This window comes from Saliphagus infecundisoli (assembly GCF_020177375.1).
Classification (GTDB): Archaea; Halobacteriota; Halobacteria; order Halobacteriales; family Natrialbaceae; genus Saliphagus; species Saliphagus infecundisoli.
Map to the genome: position 1 here is coordinate 124,432 of NZ_JAIWHV010000004.1, position 16,254 is coordinate 140,685.

General features: G+C 69.8%; 13 protein-coding genes. 9 read left to right on the top strand and 4 right to left on the bottom strand.

The genetic code is table 11. The annotated features are described in order from the left end of the window. Nucleotides 1-78: 78 nt before the first annotated feature. Complete coding sequence (locus tag LCF40_RS08835; RefSeq protein ID WP_224828178.1) at nt 79-2,904, top strand: DEAD/DEAH box helicase; 2,826 nt, start codon at nt 79-81, stop codon at nt 2,902-2,904. Between the two features lie 74 nt (nt 2,905-2,978). Further along, entirely contained in the window at nt 2,979-3,956 is a 978-nt protein-coding gene (locus LCF40_RS08840) for an aldo/keto reductase (protein WP_224828179.1), read from the top strand. Here the strand turns inward: LCF40_RS08840 and LCF40_RS08845 are convergent, their stop codons facing one another. Next, nucleotides 3,957-5,078, bottom strand: coding sequence for a glycosyltransferase (locus LCF40_RS08845; protein WP_224828180.1), 1,122 nt, complete (start codon nt 5,076-5,078; stop codon nt 3,957-3,959). 266 nt (nt 5,079-5,344) lie between these two features. On the opposite strand from LCF40_RS08845, the gene LCF40_RS08850 reads away from it, so the two are divergent. Beyond that, nucleotides 5,345-6,376: a lysylphosphatidylglycerol synthase transmembrane domain-containing protein gene (locus LCF40_RS08850; RefSeq protein ID WP_114576544.1), complete on the top strand. Its 1,032-nt coding sequence runs from the start codon at nt 5,345-5,347 to the stop codon at nt 6,374-6,376. Here the strand turns inward: LCF40_RS08850 and LCF40_RS08855 are convergent. Together LCF40_RS08855 and LCF40_RS08860 are read right to left on the bottom strand one after the other, a co-directional pair. Beyond that, nucleotides 6,367-7,677 carry a sulfatase-like hydrolase/transferase gene (locus LCF40_RS08855; protein WP_224828181.1) on the bottom strand — a complete coding sequence of 437 codons (1,311 nt, stop codon included), beginning with the start codon at nt 7,675-7,677 and terminating at the stop codon, nt 6,367-6,369. The genes LCF40_RS08850 and LCF40_RS08855 overlap by 10 nt on opposite strands. A 1-nt stretch (nt 7,678) precedes the next feature. Next, nucleotides 7,679-8,614 carry a hypothetical protein gene (locus LCF40_RS08860; protein WP_114576542.1) on the bottom strand — a complete coding sequence of 312 codons (936 nt, stop codon included), beginning with the start codon at nt 8,612-8,614 and terminating at the stop codon, nt 7,679-7,681. A gap of 225 nt (nt 8,615-8,839) precedes the next feature. Between LCF40_RS08860 and LCF40_RS08865 the strand changes: the two genes are divergently transcribed. Further along, the gene (locus LCF40_RS08865; protein ID WP_224828182.1) at nt 8,840-9,787 is read left to right on the top strand and encodes a glycosyltransferase; all 948 of its coding nucleotides are present in this window, start codon (nt 8,840-8,842) and stop codon (nt 9,785-9,787) included. A 52-nt stretch (nt 9,788-9,839) separates the two neighbouring features. Beyond that, complete coding sequence (locus tag LCF40_RS08870) at nt 9,840-11,108, top strand: sulfatase family protein (RefSeq protein WP_224828183.1); 1,269 nt, start codon at nt 9,840-9,842, stop codon at nt 11,106-11,108. Here the strand turns inward: LCF40_RS08870 and LCF40_RS08875 are convergent. Next, a complete protein-coding gene (locus tag LCF40_RS08875; RefSeq protein ID WP_224828184.1) occupies nt 11,096-12,040 on the bottom strand; it encodes a lysylphosphatidylglycerol synthase transmembrane domain-containing protein in 945 nt (314 codons plus the stop codon). The genes LCF40_RS08870 and LCF40_RS08875 overlap by 13 nt on opposite strands. 153 nt (nt 12,041-12,193) lie before the next feature. On the opposite strand from LCF40_RS08875, the gene LCF40_RS08880 reads away from it, so the two are divergent. The 4 genes from LCF40_RS08880 (at nt 12,194) to rdfA (ending at nt 16,197) form a co-directional block, all read left to right on the top strand. Continuing rightward, nucleotides 12,194-13,270, top strand: coding sequence for a glycosyltransferase family 2 protein (locus LCF40_RS08880; RefSeq protein ID WP_224828185.1), 1,077 nt, complete (start codon nt 12,194-12,196; stop codon nt 13,268-13,270). 62 nt (nt 13,271-13,332) lie between these two features. Next, the gene (locus LCF40_RS08885) at nt 13,333-14,913 is read left to right on the top strand and encodes an ArnT family glycosyltransferase (protein ID WP_224828186.1); all 1,581 of its coding nucleotides are present in this window, start codon (nt 13,333-13,335) and stop codon (nt 14,911-14,913) included. A 66-nt stretch (nt 14,914-14,979) separates the two neighbouring features. Further along, the gene (locus tag LCF40_RS23690) at nt 14,980-15,201 is read left to right on the top strand and encodes a hypothetical protein (protein WP_224828187.1); all 222 of its coding nucleotides are present in this window, start codon (nt 14,980-14,982) and stop codon (nt 15,199-15,201) included. Between the two features lie 387 nt (nt 15,202-15,588). After that, a complete protein-coding gene (rdfA, locus tag LCF40_RS08895; protein ID WP_198667859.1) occupies nt 15,589-16,197 on the top strand; it encodes a rod-determining factor RdfA in 609 nt (202 codons plus the stop codon). Nucleotides 16,198-16,254: the final 57 nt, after the last annotated feature.

Here is a 16,254-nt window from a genome sequence, read left to right on the forward strand (position 1 = left end):
CGACTCGACCGTGACGGGCGATCACGAGCCACGTCGACGAACAACGACCTTTTGGCCGCTGCGCCCCTGGTTCCGCCGATGATGCGCGGGGACCAGGCGGCGTTCGCTCGCCTCGGGGAAGCGGTGCGCGAGGCGCTCTCCGAGCGGGGCTTCTCGACGCCGACGGCCCCCCAGCGCCTGGCGATCCCGCCGCTTGCGGCGGGCGAGCACACGCTCGTGATCGCGCCCACCGGGAGCGGGAAGACCGAGACCGCGATGCTGCCCGTCTTTGACGACCTCTCGGAGGATCCTCCGGAGGGGTTCGGCGCGCTCTACGTCACCCCGCTGCGGGCGCTCAACCGGGACATGCGGGATCGCCTCGAGTGGTGGGGCGAGTACCTCGATCTGGAGGTCGACGTCCGCCACGGCGACACCACCCAGTATCGGCGGGGCAAACAGGCCGAGGACCCCCCGGACGTGCTCGTGACGACCCCCGAGACGCTCCAGGCGATGCTTACAGGGGAACGGCTCCGGGAGGGCCTCGAGAGCGTCTCCCACGTCGTCGTCGACGAGGTCCACGAGCTCGCGGCCTCCAAACGGGGCGCACAGCTTTCCGTGGGACTCGAGCGCCTCCGTGAGCTCTCGGGGGGGTTCCAGCGGATCGGGCTCTCGGCGACCGTCGGCGACCCCAGCGAAGTAGCAAATTTTCTCACGGGCGGGCGGCCCTGCGAGGTCCGGGAGATCGACGTCGGCAGCGACGTCTCGGTGACCGTCCGCGAACCCGAGATCACCGACGAGGACGAGGCGCTGTCGGGACAGTTGATGACCGAACCCGACACGGCGAGTCACGTCCGGTACATCCGCGATCTGGTGGCCGAAAAGGAATCTACTCTGATCTTCGTCAACACCCGCCAGACAGCCGAAGCCCTCGGCTCGCGCTTTCGAGAACTCGATCTCCCGATCGGCGTCCACCACGGCTCGCTCTCGAAGGAGGCCCGGATCGACGTCGAGGATCGGTTCAAGGAAGGCGAGATCGACGCCCTGCTCTGTACCTCCTCGATGGAACTGGGGATCGACGTCGGCCGGATCGACCACGTGATCCAGTACAAGAGTCCCCGTCAGGTCGCCCGGCTGCTCCAGCGGATCGGCCGGGCGGGCCACAGGAGCGACGAGGTCTCGGAGGGGACGATCGTCACCACTCGTCCCGACGACACCCTCGAGGCACTGGCCATCGCCCGCCGGGCTCGCGCGGGCGAGGTCGAACCCGCGGCGATCCACGAGGGGAGTCTGGACGTCGTCGCGAATCAAGTACCTGGACTCGTCCAGAGCCGTGGCTCGACGCCGCTCGAGACGGCCTACGAGATCGTTACTCGAGCGTACCCCTACCGGGAGCTCTCCGAGGAGGGATTTCGTGAGATCTGTTCGGAACTCCATCGCAATCAGGTAGTCTGGTTCGACGAGGGCGAGGATCGCCTGGAGACGACCGGCGGGACCTGGCAGTATGTGTATGGAAACCTCTCGATGATCCCCGACGAGGAGACCTACGAGGTCCACGACATCGCGGGGGGAAGCCAGATCGGGACCCTGGACGAGCGCTTCGTCGTCAACTTCGCGGCCCCCGGCGAGGTGTTCATCCAGCGCGGGGAGATGTGGCGGATCTCGGAGATCAACGACGACGAAGGGAAAGTAAAAGTAAGTCCGATCGAGGACCCCGCGGGCGAGGTCCCCTCCTGGATCGGCCAGGAGATCCCTGTTCCCGCCCCCGTCGCGGGCGAGGTCGGCGAGCTCCGGGGCGTCTGTGACGCCCAGCTCCGGGCGGGCGCGGAGGGGGGAAGCGTCGCCCGCGACCTCGCCGGACGGTATCCCGCCGACGAGTACACGCTGGGGGAGGCGATCGACGAACTCTCCCGCCAGGTCGAGGCCAACCACCCGATGCCGACCGACGACCGGCTCGTCCTCGAGCGCGAGGGCCGAACGATCGTGCTCAACGCCCACCTCGGCCACATGGCTAACGAGGCCCTCGGACGGACGCTCTCGGCACTCCTCGGCCAGCGGACGGGCTCCTCGATCGGCCTCGAGACCGACCCCTACCGGATCGAACTCGAGGTCCCTGGCGGAGTATCGACGACGGACGTCCTCGATGTGCTGCGGGAGACCGACCCCGACCACGTCCGGACGATCGTCGAACTCGGGCTCAAACGCTCGGACGCGCTGGCCTTCCGGCTGGCGCAAGTTTCCGCCAGCTTCGGCGCGCTCAAACGCTGGGAGGGCTCGGGGCGGCTCTCGAACGACCGGCTGCTCGCGGCCCTGGAGGACACCCCGATGTACGACGAGGCGCTCCGCGAGATCTTCCACGAGGACTTGGACGTCGAGCACGCGAGCCGAGTTCTCGAGGGAATTCAGTCGGGCGACCTCGAGGTCGCGACGGTGGGCGGGCGGACCGCGGTCGGAACGGGTGGGATGTCGGCGGGGACCGAACTCCTCTCGCCCGAAAACGCCGACGCGAGCGTGATCGAGACGGTCCGGGAGCGGATCCGCGACGATCGGATGATCCTGCTGTGTACCCACTGCCACGACTGGAAGGTTCGGACGAAGGTTCGACGGATACAGGAGCAACCGACATGCCCGGAGTGTGGCTCGACCCGGATCGCCGCGCTCAACCCCTGGGCCGACGAGGTCGTCAAAGCGGTGCGCGCCGCCGAAAAGGACGACGAGCAGCGAGAGATGACCGAACGGGCGTTTCGCTCGGCGAGTCTCGTCCAGAGCCACGGCAAGCGGGCCGTGATCGCGATGGCGGCCCGCGGCGTCGGCCCGCACAACGCCGCCCGAATCATCAACAAACTCCGCGAGAGCGAGGACGATTTCTACAGGGACATCCTCGCCCAGGAACGCGAGTACGCCCGGACCCAGTCGTTCTGGGACTGACTGTGGCCGACCAGGACTAATCCTATTTCGCCGGTGAACCCGGCTTTAACCCTCTCGGGGTGGTGAATCGACCTATGGAGTACGTCAGACTCGGTTCGACCGGCCTCGAGGTCTCGCCGCTGTGTCTGGGCACCTGGCGCTTCGGCCAGGAGTCGGGCGGCGTCGTCGAGACCGACCGTGAATCGGCCCACGAGTTACTGGATGCCTTCGCGGACGCGGGCGGAAACTTCATCGACACCGCGAACGGCTACGGCGGCGGGGATTCCGAGCGCTGGATCGGCGACTGGCTCGAGGGGAAGGACCGAGAGGAGTACGTGATCGCCTCGAAGGTCTACTGGTCCCAGAATTCGCGATTTCAGGAGAACCTCTCGCGCAAGAACGTTCGCGCGGAGATCGAGGGCACCCTCGATCGGCTTGGCACCGACTACCTCGACCTCTACTACATCCACCGCTTCGACGAGGAGACCCCGATCGAGACGACCCTTCGAACCCTGAACGATCTCGTCCGCGAGGGGAAGGTCCACTCGCTGGGCGCCTCGACGATGGCCGCCTGGCAGCTCACGAAGGCCCTCTGGAAGGCCGACGTCGAGGGGACCGAACGGTTCGACGTCACCCAGCCCCTCTTTCACGCGGCCTACCGCGAGGACGTCGCCGACTACCTCGACGTCTGTGCCGATCAGGATCTCGCCGTCTGCCCGTACTCGCCGCTCGCGGGCGGATTTCTCACGGGCAAGTACGAGCGGGCGGGCGACGGGACCCAGGATGTGGACGCGCCGGACGGCTCGCGCGGCGATCTCGACGAGATGTTCGGCGACTGGTACGTCTCCGAGCGGGGATGGCAGGTCCTCGACGAGGTCCGGACGATCGCCGACGAGGAGGGTGCCACCCCCGCACAGGTCGCGCTGCGGTGGCTGATGGATCAGGAGGCGTTCACCTGCGTCCCGATCGTCGGCGCACGGACGACCGACCAGCTATCCGAGAACCTCGGGGCGACCGACGTCGAGCTCGCCCCCGACCAGCGCCGGCGGGTCGACGACGCCCGCAGTGCCTGATTACGTCCGCCGAGAGGCGGAGAGATCGACCTGGTCGTCGGTCCGATCGTCGATCGGGCCGTCGAACGCGAGGCGAACCGACTCCTCGGGGGCTGTGAGCTCCTCGTAGATCCCCTCGAGTTGGGACATGGTCCGATCGACGGCGTAGCGTTCGACGCCGCCGCGGGTGTCCCGGTCGGTCCGGAGACAGGTCTCGACGGCGGTGGCCATCGACCGGACGTCCCCGGAGACGAACCGCTCGCCGTTGTCGGGGCCGATCGTCCGGTCGAAGGGGGGGACGTCGGGGGCGACGACCGGGGTTCCACAGGCGTTGGCCTCGAGCGTCGAGAGCCCGAGGGTGTCGGCCGTCGAGGCGGTGGCGAAGGCGTCGATCGAGGAGTAAAACGTCGGCAGCGCCGTCCGCGGGAGGAAGTCCCAGAAGTCGACGTTGTCGGGAGCCTCGGCCTCGAGTTGCTCCCGGTAGGGGCCCTCGCCGACGACGACGAACTCGTAGTCGGGCAGTTCCTCGGCGACTGCCAGGACGTCGGCGACGTTCTTCTCCATGCTGAGCCGGCCGCTGTAGCCGATCACGGTCCGATCGGCGAACCAGTCGACGGGCGAGGGCTCGAAGAACTCCATGTCGATCCCGACCGGGAGGGTGACGTGGTCGACCTCGCGGTCGATCCGGTTCGTCGAGGCCGTCACGACGTCGAACGTGCTCAGAAAGCCGTTCTCCAGGGGGAGGTAGAGCCGCGCGAGGGTGTCAGCGACCGTCTCCGACCGGACGCTCTGGTGGAAGTACTCCTCGAGGGGCGTGTGGTGGGTGTAGACCGACGGAAGGTCGTGTTTCCGGGCGTAGTAGCGCCCGAGGAGGCCGATCGTCGCCGGACCGTGACAGTGGACGACGTCGAGCTCCGGGAGGTCGGATGGCCGTTTGAAAAGCGGGATCCGGTAGCCGCCGTAGAAGGGGTTGGGCGCCGACGCGACTGGGATCTCGCGGTCGTCGGGCTCGTAGTCGCCGTCGGGGTAGACGACGTACACCTCGTGGCCCCGGGACCGGAGCTCCTCGCGCCAGAGGTCGATCGTGTACGTGACGCCGTCGATCTCCGGGAAGTAGCTGTCGGTGAAAAAGCCGATCCTCATCGTCTGCCCACCCGGGTTCGGATCGGCTTCGGTTCCGGTTCCGGGTCCGGATCGAGTTCGTGGCGATCGCCGCTCCCGGAGTCCGGTTCGGCCCCGCGTTCCCCCCGTCGAACCCCGATCGACACGCTCGCACACACCCTCGCATCGCCGGCGCGGTCGTGGCTCGATCTCATTCGGGTTACGGCGGGATTCACACGGTCGTCTTATCAACGTTCCGTCTCGACCGGAGTCCGCAAACTGATGGTCTCCGCGTTCGAAGCGCCGGTGTGGCCACCACGATCCGGGCGTCGGCGGTCGGGTTCGTCGTCGCCGGTGCCGTCCTCGCCGTCCTCCTCTGGCTCATCGACACGGGGACCGTCGTCGCCGCGCTCCTCAGTGCCGACCCCGCGCTCGTCGCGGCCGTCGGGGCGACGATCCTCCTCTGGAACGGCTTCTGGGGGGTCGCGCTCTGGAACGTCCTCCGGGCGCTCGAGGCCGACGTCGGCCTCCCGCTTGCGGTCCTCGTCAACGCGGCCGCGGCCTTTTTCAATCACGTCTCGCCGGTCGGCCAGGCCGGCGGCGAGCCCGCGACGGCCTACCTGCTCACCCGATCGATCGGGACCGACTACGAGGTGAACCTGGCGGCGGTCGCGAGCCACGACGCGATCAACGTGGTGCCCTCCGTCACGCTTGCGGCCGTCGGCGCGGCCTACTACGCCACGACGGCGACGATCGATCCCGACCTCCGCGTGCTGTTCGCGGGCGTCGTCGCCGTCGCCGTTTCGCTCCCGGGCGTCGTCGCCGTCGCCTGGCGACGCCGGCGCGGGATCGAGCGCGCCGTCCTCGGAGCCGCGACCCGCGTCCTCGAGGCTACGGACCGGGTCGCCAGCGCGGTCCCGCTTCTCCCCGCTCCGCCCGATCCCGACGGGCTCGCGGACCAGCTTCAGGGCTTTCTCTCCTCGCTCGCGGTCGTCGCGCGCGACCGCCGGCGGCTGGCCGCCGCCGTCGCCTTCTCGGCGGCGGGCTGGGGAGTCCAGGCGGTCGGGCTCTGGCTCTCGGTCCTCGCAGTCGGCGGCTCGATCCCGCTCGTCGTTCCCTTCTTCGTCGTCCCGCTCGGGGCGACGGCGAGCGTCGTCCCGACCCCCGGCGGGCTCGGCGGCGTCGAGGTCGCCTCCGTCGGACTGCTCGCGCTCCTGACGGGGCTCGACGCGGGGACGGCGACCGCCGCCGTCGCGATCCACAGCGTCGGCGGCTACCTGCTGACGTCGGCGGTCGGGGCGGCCGCGGCCGGCGTCCTCGGCGCCCGGGGCTACCGGTAGCCCAGCGCCCGGAGGTGGTCGTCGATCTCCAGATCCTCGACGTCGGTCGGATCGACGCCCCGTTCGGGCAGGAGCTCCGCGAGCCGGGCCTCGGTTTCGGGGTCGTCGACCGGCGAGAGCTCCCGTGGGTCCGCTTCGAGGTCGTACAGCTCTGGAGGCCACTCCCGGCCGGGGTAGGTGACCAGCTTCGCGTCGCCGTCCCGGACCGCCCGCGCCCAGTTGCGCTCGCCCCGCAGCGAGGCGCCACACGCCCGAAGGTACGCCGGCCTGTCGGTGACTCCCTCGCGGGGTCGGATCGCCTCGCCGTCGCCGGCGGGCTCGACGCCGAGGGCCGAGAGCAGCGTCGGGAGGACGTCGATGGCGCGGACCTGGGCGTCGACCGTCGCCGGCTCGACGCCCGGCCCGGCAAGGATAAAGGGGACGTTGGTCGTGAAGTCGAAGACGTTCTCGCCGTGGCCGTTCTCGAGGAAGTGGTCGGCCACGTCGGGGCCCAGATCCTCAAGGCGGCGGTTGATCCGGCGGACGGCCCTCCGGGTGTCGATCCCGCCGTAGTACTTCAGGGCGTCACGGACCGACTTCGCCGCCAGCCGGAGGGGGTTGTGTCGGTGGGTAATGCTCTCGCCGTGGTCGCCGACGACGGCGACGACGGTGTCGTCGGGAACGGAGTCGACCAGCGCCTCGATCTCGCGGTCGAGCGCCGACAGCGCCCGCTCGTAGGGCGTCCCCCCGTACCCCTTGCGGTCGTAGGCCGACGGTACGATGACGTCCTCGTGGAGCTCCCAGAGGTGGACGACCGCGGCGAACGGCTCCGGGAGGGCGCCCAGGCGCGCCGTGGCCCGCTCGCGCCAGGCTCCGAACACGGATTCGTCCTCGCCGCGACAGCGGTAGGCGTCGAACCCCCGGTCGAGACCCGTCTCGGGGACCAGCGGCCCGGTCACCATCCCCTCGGTATGCCAGCCCCGCTCGCCGAGGACCTCGGGCAGGAAGTCGACCCCCTCGGCGAGGCGCCCGCGGCGCAGCGAGTGGATGCCGTTTCGCTCGGCGTAGGAACCGGTCAGGAGGCTCGCGACCGCAGGGGTCGTCGTCGTTGCCGTCGCGTACATCGACGTACACTCCGTCCCCCGCTCGCGGAGGTCGTCGAGGAAGGGGGTCTCGGTCCGGTCGGTGACCACGAGGTCCTGGCGCAGACAGTCGACACAGACCAGGAGGAGGTTCGGACGGTCCCCGGGAGAGTCGCCCGAAACGGTGCCGTCGCCAGCGATGCCGGCGTTCTCGACGCCGGTTGGGGTGTTCGAGGTCATGTCAGGTGCGATAGCCGAGGCGCTCGAGGCGGTCGTCGACCGTCGCCGTCGGCTCGCTCTGGTCGGCCGTCCGCCCGTCGGGTTCGCGAGTCCCCCGGTCGGTTCCGGTCGTCACGCACCAGGGAACCTCCCGGAGGCAGGGAAGGGAGACGCCGCTGGGATGGCCGTAGATGCCGTACTCGCCGATCGCGTTGCCGTGGTCCGCGGTGATCACTGCTCGTTCGCTCTCGACGTTCGAGAGAAGGTCCTCGACCTCCCCCAGGACGTACGCGAGGTTCGCCCGGTAGCGTTCCCTGACCGTCTGCTCGCTCACCCGGCCGAACCGCAGGGCCTCCCAGACCGACATCGGCTCGTCGCCGAACGCCGACAGCGAGACGCCCTCGTCGCCCCCGGAGAGCCCGGGCGCGATCGCGGGGAAGTGTGGCTGCATGTAGTGGACGACCATCCGATCGAACTCGCCCGTTCGACCGAGGTCGATCGCCCGGTCGGTGATCGGTTCGGGCGGGACGGTGCCGAGGTCGTCGTCCCAGCCCTCCCGCCAGACCTCCTCGATGGCGCCGAAGGGGTCGGATTCGAGAACCCGGTCGGTGTAGGGGTTGCCCGAGACATAGGCCAGGTCCTCGAGTTCCTCGGGGTCGGCGCCCCCGAACACCGCCTCGAGCCAGCCGACGGAACTGCTCGCCGGCGAGATTCGCGTCTCGCCGGGGTGGAGCCGTTCTGAAGGGTGGTCGGCCGCGACTTCCGAGAAGACGTCGGCACGGCAGGCGTCGAGAACGACCAGCAGGTCCCAGTCGGCGGCCAGCACCGGGTCGGGCCGGGGCGGGCGCCGCAGCGAGAAGGCGGTCCGCCAGGCGAACTCCCGGACCGCGCCGAGACCGGCGTGACGGAGGCTGCGGGCGGCGGTCGCGGCCGCGTCCGTCGGGTTCGTTCGGAGCATGCGGACGTTGGTCGGAGGTTCGGCCGTCGGGGCAAAAAGCCATCCATCCGGCGGCTCGTCGGTGGAATCGGATAAGTTTATGAAGGGAGACACTCGATCCCCGGTGACTGTGGGTGGATCCAAGCGGTTTTCAGGAGTTCGGTCGCCGAACGCGCGGGCGACGGGGGATCGTCGGAGTCGAGATCGGGCGCCACACTCTCCGATCGAGGGCCGGGCCGGCCACCCATGAACGGGGCGATCGCGGTCGCCCACTACTGCGAGGGCGGGGGCCACGCGACCCGGATGCTCGCGGTCGCCGACGGGATCGCCGACGCCGGCCACGAGACCGTCCTCGCCGGCGGCGGCCCCGGACGGGCGTTCGTCGAGGAAAACGGCTACACCGAGTTCGCCCCCCGTGCGGTCGACTTCATCCGGAGCTATCAACGGGGGAACCTCCTGGTCGTCATAGAGGAGTGTTTCCCGAACCTCGTCGATCGCGTCACGGAGTACGTCTCCTGGCTCGAGACTCACACGCCGCCGTTGCTCGTCGCCGACGACCTCTCGGCGGCGATCGCGGCGACGGTCCGGTCGATCCCCTACTACTACGTCACCCACGACCCCGCGGGCTTCTATACGAACCGTCTCGAGCGGGCCGCGGCGTGGCTCCGCAACCGGTTTGCGGCCCTGACCGCCGAGCGGTTCCTGCTCCCGAAGGTCTGGGAGGGCGAGCCGACGATCCCGAAGGCGGTCGAGATTCCGCCGATCGCGCCCGGCGGCGGGGAGGCAGTCGAGGAGTCGGTCGGAGTTCTAGTGGTCCCGAGTGCCTTCAGCGTGGACGAGGAGCGTCTGACCGGGGCGATCGAGGCGACCGGACGGCGGGTCACCGCGGTCGGGGGCGACGAGTGGGAGGTCGTCGCCTCGCTCCAGGGCCACATCGAGGCGGCCGACGCCGTGGTTTGTAGCGGCTACTCGACGGTGATGGAGGCCGCCGTCGCGGGCACACCCTGTATCGTCCTCCCCCAGACCTCCGAACAGCGCGGGGTCGCCCGGGCGGTCGATCCGCTCCGGGGGTTTCACTCGGCGGAGACCGTCCCCGAGGTCGTCGACGGCATCGAGCGCACCGAGGCGCCCCGTGGCTACGAGAACGGGACTGATCGAGTCGTCGAGGCCGCCCTCGGGGGGCTCGCCCGGTAGTCCCGTCGGCGAGACGACACGCTTACGTGGGGGCCACGAGACCGTCGCTCCAATGAACGGGATCGAGAACGTCCTCCTCGTGACCGTCGACTGCCTCCGTGCCGACCGGTTTCGCGAGGGGATCGACGCCGGACTGTTGCCGACCTTCGCCGACCTCGACGCCCGGGGAACGACGTTCGACGACGCGTTCACGGTCGCGAACACGACCGACCCGAGCCTCACCTCGATACTGACCGGTGCCTATCCCATGGACCACGGCGTCGTCGAGAACGGCTGGGGCCTCCCGGCGGATCGGCCGGTCGCGGCCGAACGCTTCCGCGAGGCCGGCTACGACACGTTCGGGGTCGTCAGCGTCGACCACCTCGCCGACGACCACTCCGGGCTCGGCCGCGGGTTCGACCGCTACTTCGACGGCTCGGCCTACGGCACGCTCTACCCGATCCTGAGCCGGATCTACGACACCAAGGCGTTCAACGCCGTCTTCGGCGCCGTCAAGGACCGCGGCGTCGGCCCCTACACCGTCAAACGGTTCCTCCGGGGGACCGGGCTCATCGATCTCCACTGCCGGCCGGCCCGGAAGGTCACGGCCGACGCCCGCTCGGGACTCGAGGCCGTCGAGGAGCCTTTCTTCGGCTGGGTCCACTACTTCGACCTCCACGAGCCCCGGAACGCCCCGCCGGGGCTCCGGGCCGACCACGACGAGTACACCGCCGCGATGATCCACGCCGACGACCACGTCGGGCGGCTGCTCGACGACCTCGAGGAGCGCGGGCTGGCCGAGGAGACCCTCGTGGTGCTCACCGGCGACCACGGAGAGGCACTTGGCGACCACGGCTACACCGGCCACGGCCGGACGCTGTACGACGAAGAACTCCACGTCCCGCTGGTGTTCGCCCACGACTCGCTTCCCGCGGGGACGGTCGGCGGGCAGGCCCGGACCGTCGATATCGTCCCCACGCTGCTCTCGCTTTCGGGCCTCGACCCGCTCGGCCCGGCGGGGAGACCCCTCTTCGCCGACGGCGCTCCTCTGGCGGAGGACCGGCCGCTGTTCGCGATGGCCTACCCGACGTTCGAGGACCGGGTCGCGCTTCGGACGGAGGGCTGGAAGCTCGTCCGCGACCGCGGGGCGGGAGACGAGGAACTCTACGACCTCGCGGACGACCCGGGCGAACGACGGGACCTCGCGGGGGAGCACCCCGAGCGCCGCGGGGATCTCGCCGCGGAGCTCGACGACTGGCTCGACGGGTTCGACGCCGTCGAGCGCCAGCAGGTCGATTCCGGAACCGAGGAGATGCTCGCCGATCTGGGCTACCGGGAGTAGGACCCCCGGAGGTAGACGAGCCCGCCCAGGAGGTTGTTGAAGACCCCGAGCACCAGTTGCATGGCGATCCCGAGGGTCAGGGCGGCGCCCGCGGGCGCGCCGACGGCGCCGAAGAGGTAGACGTAGGCGGTCTCCCGGACGCCGAAGCCCTGTATCGAGACGGGGACGAACAACAACAGCTCGACCAGCGGGACGAAAGCGAGGAAGTAGACGAACGAGACCTCCATCCCGAGGCCGACCGCGACGACGTAGTTATTGACGACGAGGACGAGCCGGAAGACAAGCGAGAGCACGACGACCGGAACGAGCGCCCGGCCGGCGCCACGGTAGTCGTGGATCGCGTCGTACACCCCGGCGAGACGGTCGCCGAGGTCGAACCGGGAGACGCGAAACAGTGTCCTCTCGAGAACCCCCCGGCCGGTCCTCGTAAAGAGGACGCCGGCGACGGCCGCGCCCGCGGGGAGCGCCAGCAGGACGGTTCCGGAGACGACCGGCGGGAGCCGGTCGGCGACGACTGCGGTCGCGACGCCCCCGATCGCGAGCACCGTGAGCAAGCCGGTGAGTCGCTCCATGACGACCGAGGAGACCGCGTCGGGGCCGGCGTCGTGGTGCGCGTGGAGGGAGTAGACCCGGACGCCGTCGCCGCCGACGGTCGTCGGCAGGAAGGCGTTGAAGAACTGGCCGACGTAGTAGTAGGCGAGCAGCGTGCGAAAGGGGAGGTCGATCCCCTTGATCCGGAGGAGCAGGCCCCACTTGTAGGCGCTGATGGCCACGTTGAGCACGGCGAGCCCGAGGGCGGCGCCGAGGGCGGTCGGCCGGAGCTCGGCCAGCCCCTCGAGGACCGTCTCGACGCCGACGGTGGCGACGACGGCTCCGAGGAGGACGAGGCTGACCGCGACGCGGCCGGCCGTTCGGAGATCTGGCAGGGTCATGGCGGCAGGGTGGTGCCAACAGGCTGTGACGGCGGATTCGTGGCGGGTGGGCTCCGGCGGATCCAACACGTCGGGCCGGGTTATAGGTTGTGAACCGCGGTCCCGGCGCCCGGAGGACAACGTTTATTATCAACTCGTGAACGACTTTTGGGCATGGACGGGGATCACGCCGGCGGCGTCGCGATCGGCGGGCGCGGGGACGCCCGGCGGGTGCGGACGTCGATCGTTCTCCCGGCGTACAACGAACGCGGGAACGTGGAGGCGCTGGTCGAGGAGATCGTCGCCGTCGCCGACGGGGCGGAGATGGCCCAGTTCCGGCCGGTCGAGATCGTCGTCGTCGACGACGGCAGCACCGACGGCACGAGGGAGGTGATCCGGGAGCTGGCCGCTTCCCACGGCCGCTTTCGGGGCGTGTTCCTGACCCGGAACTTCGGGCAGAGCGCCGCGTTGTGTGCCGGCCTCGACGAGGCGGACGGGGAGTTCGTCGTCACCCTGGACGCCGACGGCCAGAACGACCCCGCGGACGTTCCCCGGCTGCTCTCCCGTCTGCTTGAGGGCTACGACTGCGTCAGCGGCTGGCGCCGGGATCGACAGGACCCGCTCTCAAAGACGCTCCCCTCCCGGATCCAGACCTCGCTCGCGCGGTTTACCGGCCCCGAGATCCACGACTTCGGCTGTACGCTGAAGGCCTACCGCCGCGAGGCCGTCGAGGAGCTCCAGCTTCGGGGCGAGGGCCACCGCTACATCCCGGCGAAGCTCTACAACCGGGGCTTTGCCATCGCCGAGGAGCCGGTCGCCCACCGGCCGCGGACTGCGGGGACGACCAGCTACGGCGCGGGGCGGCTCCTCCGGGGGTTCGTCGACCTGGGCTTTCACGTCTTCTGGAACCGGTACTCGATGCGCCCGCTTCACTTCCTCGGCGGGACCGGGGTCTGCCTGCTCGGGCTGGGCGGGCTCCTCGGGAGCCACGCGGTCGTCATGAAGTACGCCCTCGGCGCGTCGTTGCTCCCCCACCTCCCCCGGCTCGTGCTCGTCGTCGCCTTGATCCTCTTTGGCTTCCAACTCGTGATGTTCGGCGTCCTCGCCGAGATGCAGAGCCGGTTGCTCCACCGCGAGACGCGCCCCTACCGGATCGCCCGGATCGAGGGCGGCGAGCCCGAGGGGCAGGCCGACCGGCCCGTCCGACGGAGCCGCGAGGAGTCGCCGGTCGCGATCGAGGGGGGAGAATGACGGTCTCGCGGGCGACGGACAAACCGGAAGCCGCTCCCTCCGGGGGCCGCCGGTAGCTCCCGATGGGACTTCGATCGCCGTCGGGGTCGTCCGTCGCCGCCGGTCGTCGGCTCGAGTCCCGCCTGGCTCGTCTCCGCGGGGCCGTAACCGTCGACCGGCTCCTGCTCGCGGCCGTCGTCGGGCTCTGGATCGCCCTCTACGTCGAGGGGCTCGGCGACTTTCCACTCCGGGTTTGGGACGAGTCCCGGTACGCGGTCCCGGCCCGGCGGATGGCCGAGGGAGGAAGCTGGCTCGAGCCCCGGATCCGGCTCGACACCCACGAGCCCGGGCTCGCGGTCGAGCCCCGGCTGGTGAAGCCGCCGCTTACCTACTGGCTGCAAGCCGGCGCGATGGTCCTCCTCGGGGTCTCGGAGTTCGCCGCCCGGCTCCCCTCGGCGATCGCCGCCCTCGGTTGTGCGGGGCTCGTCTACCGGATCGGCGCGCGGACGTACGGCCGCCGGGCGGGCTTTGCCGGGGCCGTCGTCCTCCTCGTGTTCCCCGGCCTCCTGCTCGGGAGCCACGGCGGGCGCGCCGCGGTCACCGACCCCCTGCTGGCGCTCGCCGGCAGCGGCTTCGTCTGGCTGACCTGGCGGGGCCGCGAGCGGCCGCGCCTGCTCGTTCCCGCCGGGATCTGTGCCGGGCTCGCGGTGATGACCAAGGGGGTCGCCGCGGGCGTGTTCGTCGTCGCGGTCGCGCCCGTCCTGGTCCACTCGTTCCGGGCCTACCGCACGCCCTGGACGGTCGCCGCCGTCGCCGCGACGGCGGTCGTCGCCCTCCCGTGGCATCTCTACGCCTGGCTCGTCCACGGCGAGGAGTTCGTCCACCAATACTTCCTGACGGCGGCGGCCTCGCGGGCGAGCGGCGAGATGGCCCCGCCGCCGGCCGAGCCGCTGTTCGGGTTCATGAACTACCCCTACTTCCGGTTCGCCCTCGAGATGTTCGGGCCGCCCTACCCCTACGCGCTGCCCGTCTTCGGCGCCGGACTGGTCTGTGCGGTCGCTCTCCTCGGTCAGCGGGTCCGCCGGGACGGCCCCGCTCCCCACGCCGACGGGCTGTTCCTCTGCTGGTGGGCGGCCGCGGTCCCGCTGACGTTCGCGGTCGCCGGCGGCAACCACCCCTGGTACCTCCTCCCGATGTACGTCCCCGGTGCCGTCCTCGCAAGCTCGGTCCCGGCGGCTCTCGCCCCCCGCGTCGAGTCCCTCGACCTCTCGGTCGAACTTTCCTCGGGCGCCGGGACCGCGGTATATGCCGCCGTCTGTCTCTGTCTGGCGCTCCTGCTGGTCGGGGTCTACGCTCCGGCACCCGCCGAGGCCCACGACGCCGAACAGCGCGAACTCGGGGAGGCGATCGACGTCGAGGTCCCCGAGGACGAGCCCGTTTACGTCCACACGGACACCGACCGCCGTGCGCTAATGTCGCTCGTGTTCTACGGCGACCGTCCGCTCGAGGAAGCATCCTCCACAGCGCTCGAGGGCGACCCGGCGGTCCGGTACGCGATCGTTCCCGTCGAGAACCGCCAGCAGCTCGACCGCGACCATCGAGTCCTCGCCGAGGGCCCCGTCAACGGCGTCGCCGTCGTCGAGTTCGTCGGCGACCGCGGCTGACGGAACCGGCGGGCCGGCCGGCTACCGGCTGTCGCCCTCAAGCCGGTTGTGGTCGTCGCGGTCGCCGTGGACGAACTCGACGCTCTCGGGGACCGTCGCGGACGTCTCCCCGCGCGTGTAGCAGGTGACGCCGTGGCCGGCCGCGGCGAGTTCCCGCGTGATCCCGTGGCTGATGAGGCCCGTGTCGCCGACGACGAGGACCCTATGAACCGGCTCGCACCCGACCGGGATAACGCGTCGGTGGACGTCGATCGCGTCCTCTCTCGAACGGTCTCCCGGACGAACTAACGCTATCCGGACATGTATTGTATTCGGTCAACATTCTCGCCCTGAAACCGCGATCTTCCCTCATCTGTCCGATACCGAGCCGTTCCGCGGCTACTCGGAGATTCCAGCCCTGACTCATACCAGTCCGCGCTCGAAACGATTCGAGGATAGATATACGTAATCATATGAATAGTGGAACGCACTACTGTTCGTATAATTCGTCGCGGTCCGGTCGACCCGGCCGGCGGAGAACGGCCCGTTCGGGCGCGTCAGTCGCGCGTCAGACGCCCGGCGTAGCTCACAGGCGTAGTAGTGTAATGGAGTTTCGGGAGCGACGACGGCTCTCGTCTCGCCCCGGCCGGGGCGGCGTGCGCAACACTTGTAACGGTGGGTTCTCTCTACTCGGGCATGGCCGGAACCAACGGGCGCCGCCAGACCAAGGTCGAGCGCGTCATCGACGCCTACGACCTCGAGGGACTCGGCGACCGCCTCGAGCGCGAATGGGTCGGCGACGGGACCGATCGGACGAGCCTGCGGGATCTGGCGACGGAGTTCAACGTCGAGGTGCTCCGGGCGGCGCTTTCGGCGGCCGGCGAGTCGACCATCGAGAGCGACGTCGAGAGCACCTATCACACGCTCTCGGACGATGACGTCCCCCGGTCGGACGAGATCCGCAAGCGCCGCGAACTCGAGCGGGCGGGCGTCGAGGTCGAGGACGTCCTCTCGGACTTCGTCACCCACCAGGCGATCCACACCTATCTCACGAACGTGCGGGAGGCCGAACTCACCCGGGACGACGGCGACCGGATCGAGCGGAAAAAGGAGACGATCCAACGTCTCGCCAGCCGCACGCAGGTCGTTACCGACTCCACGTTAGAGGAGCTCTCCCGGGCGGAACTGCTCTCCGACCGGGAGTACGAGACGTTCGTCAACGTCCGGGCGGTTTGTAACAACTGCGGGACCGACTACACGATCGACGAGCTGATCTCCCAGGGCGGCTGTGACTGCGAGCTCTGAGCGAACCGACAGACGCAAGTCATGAATATTTATAAGCAGTGACCGATAGCATAGACG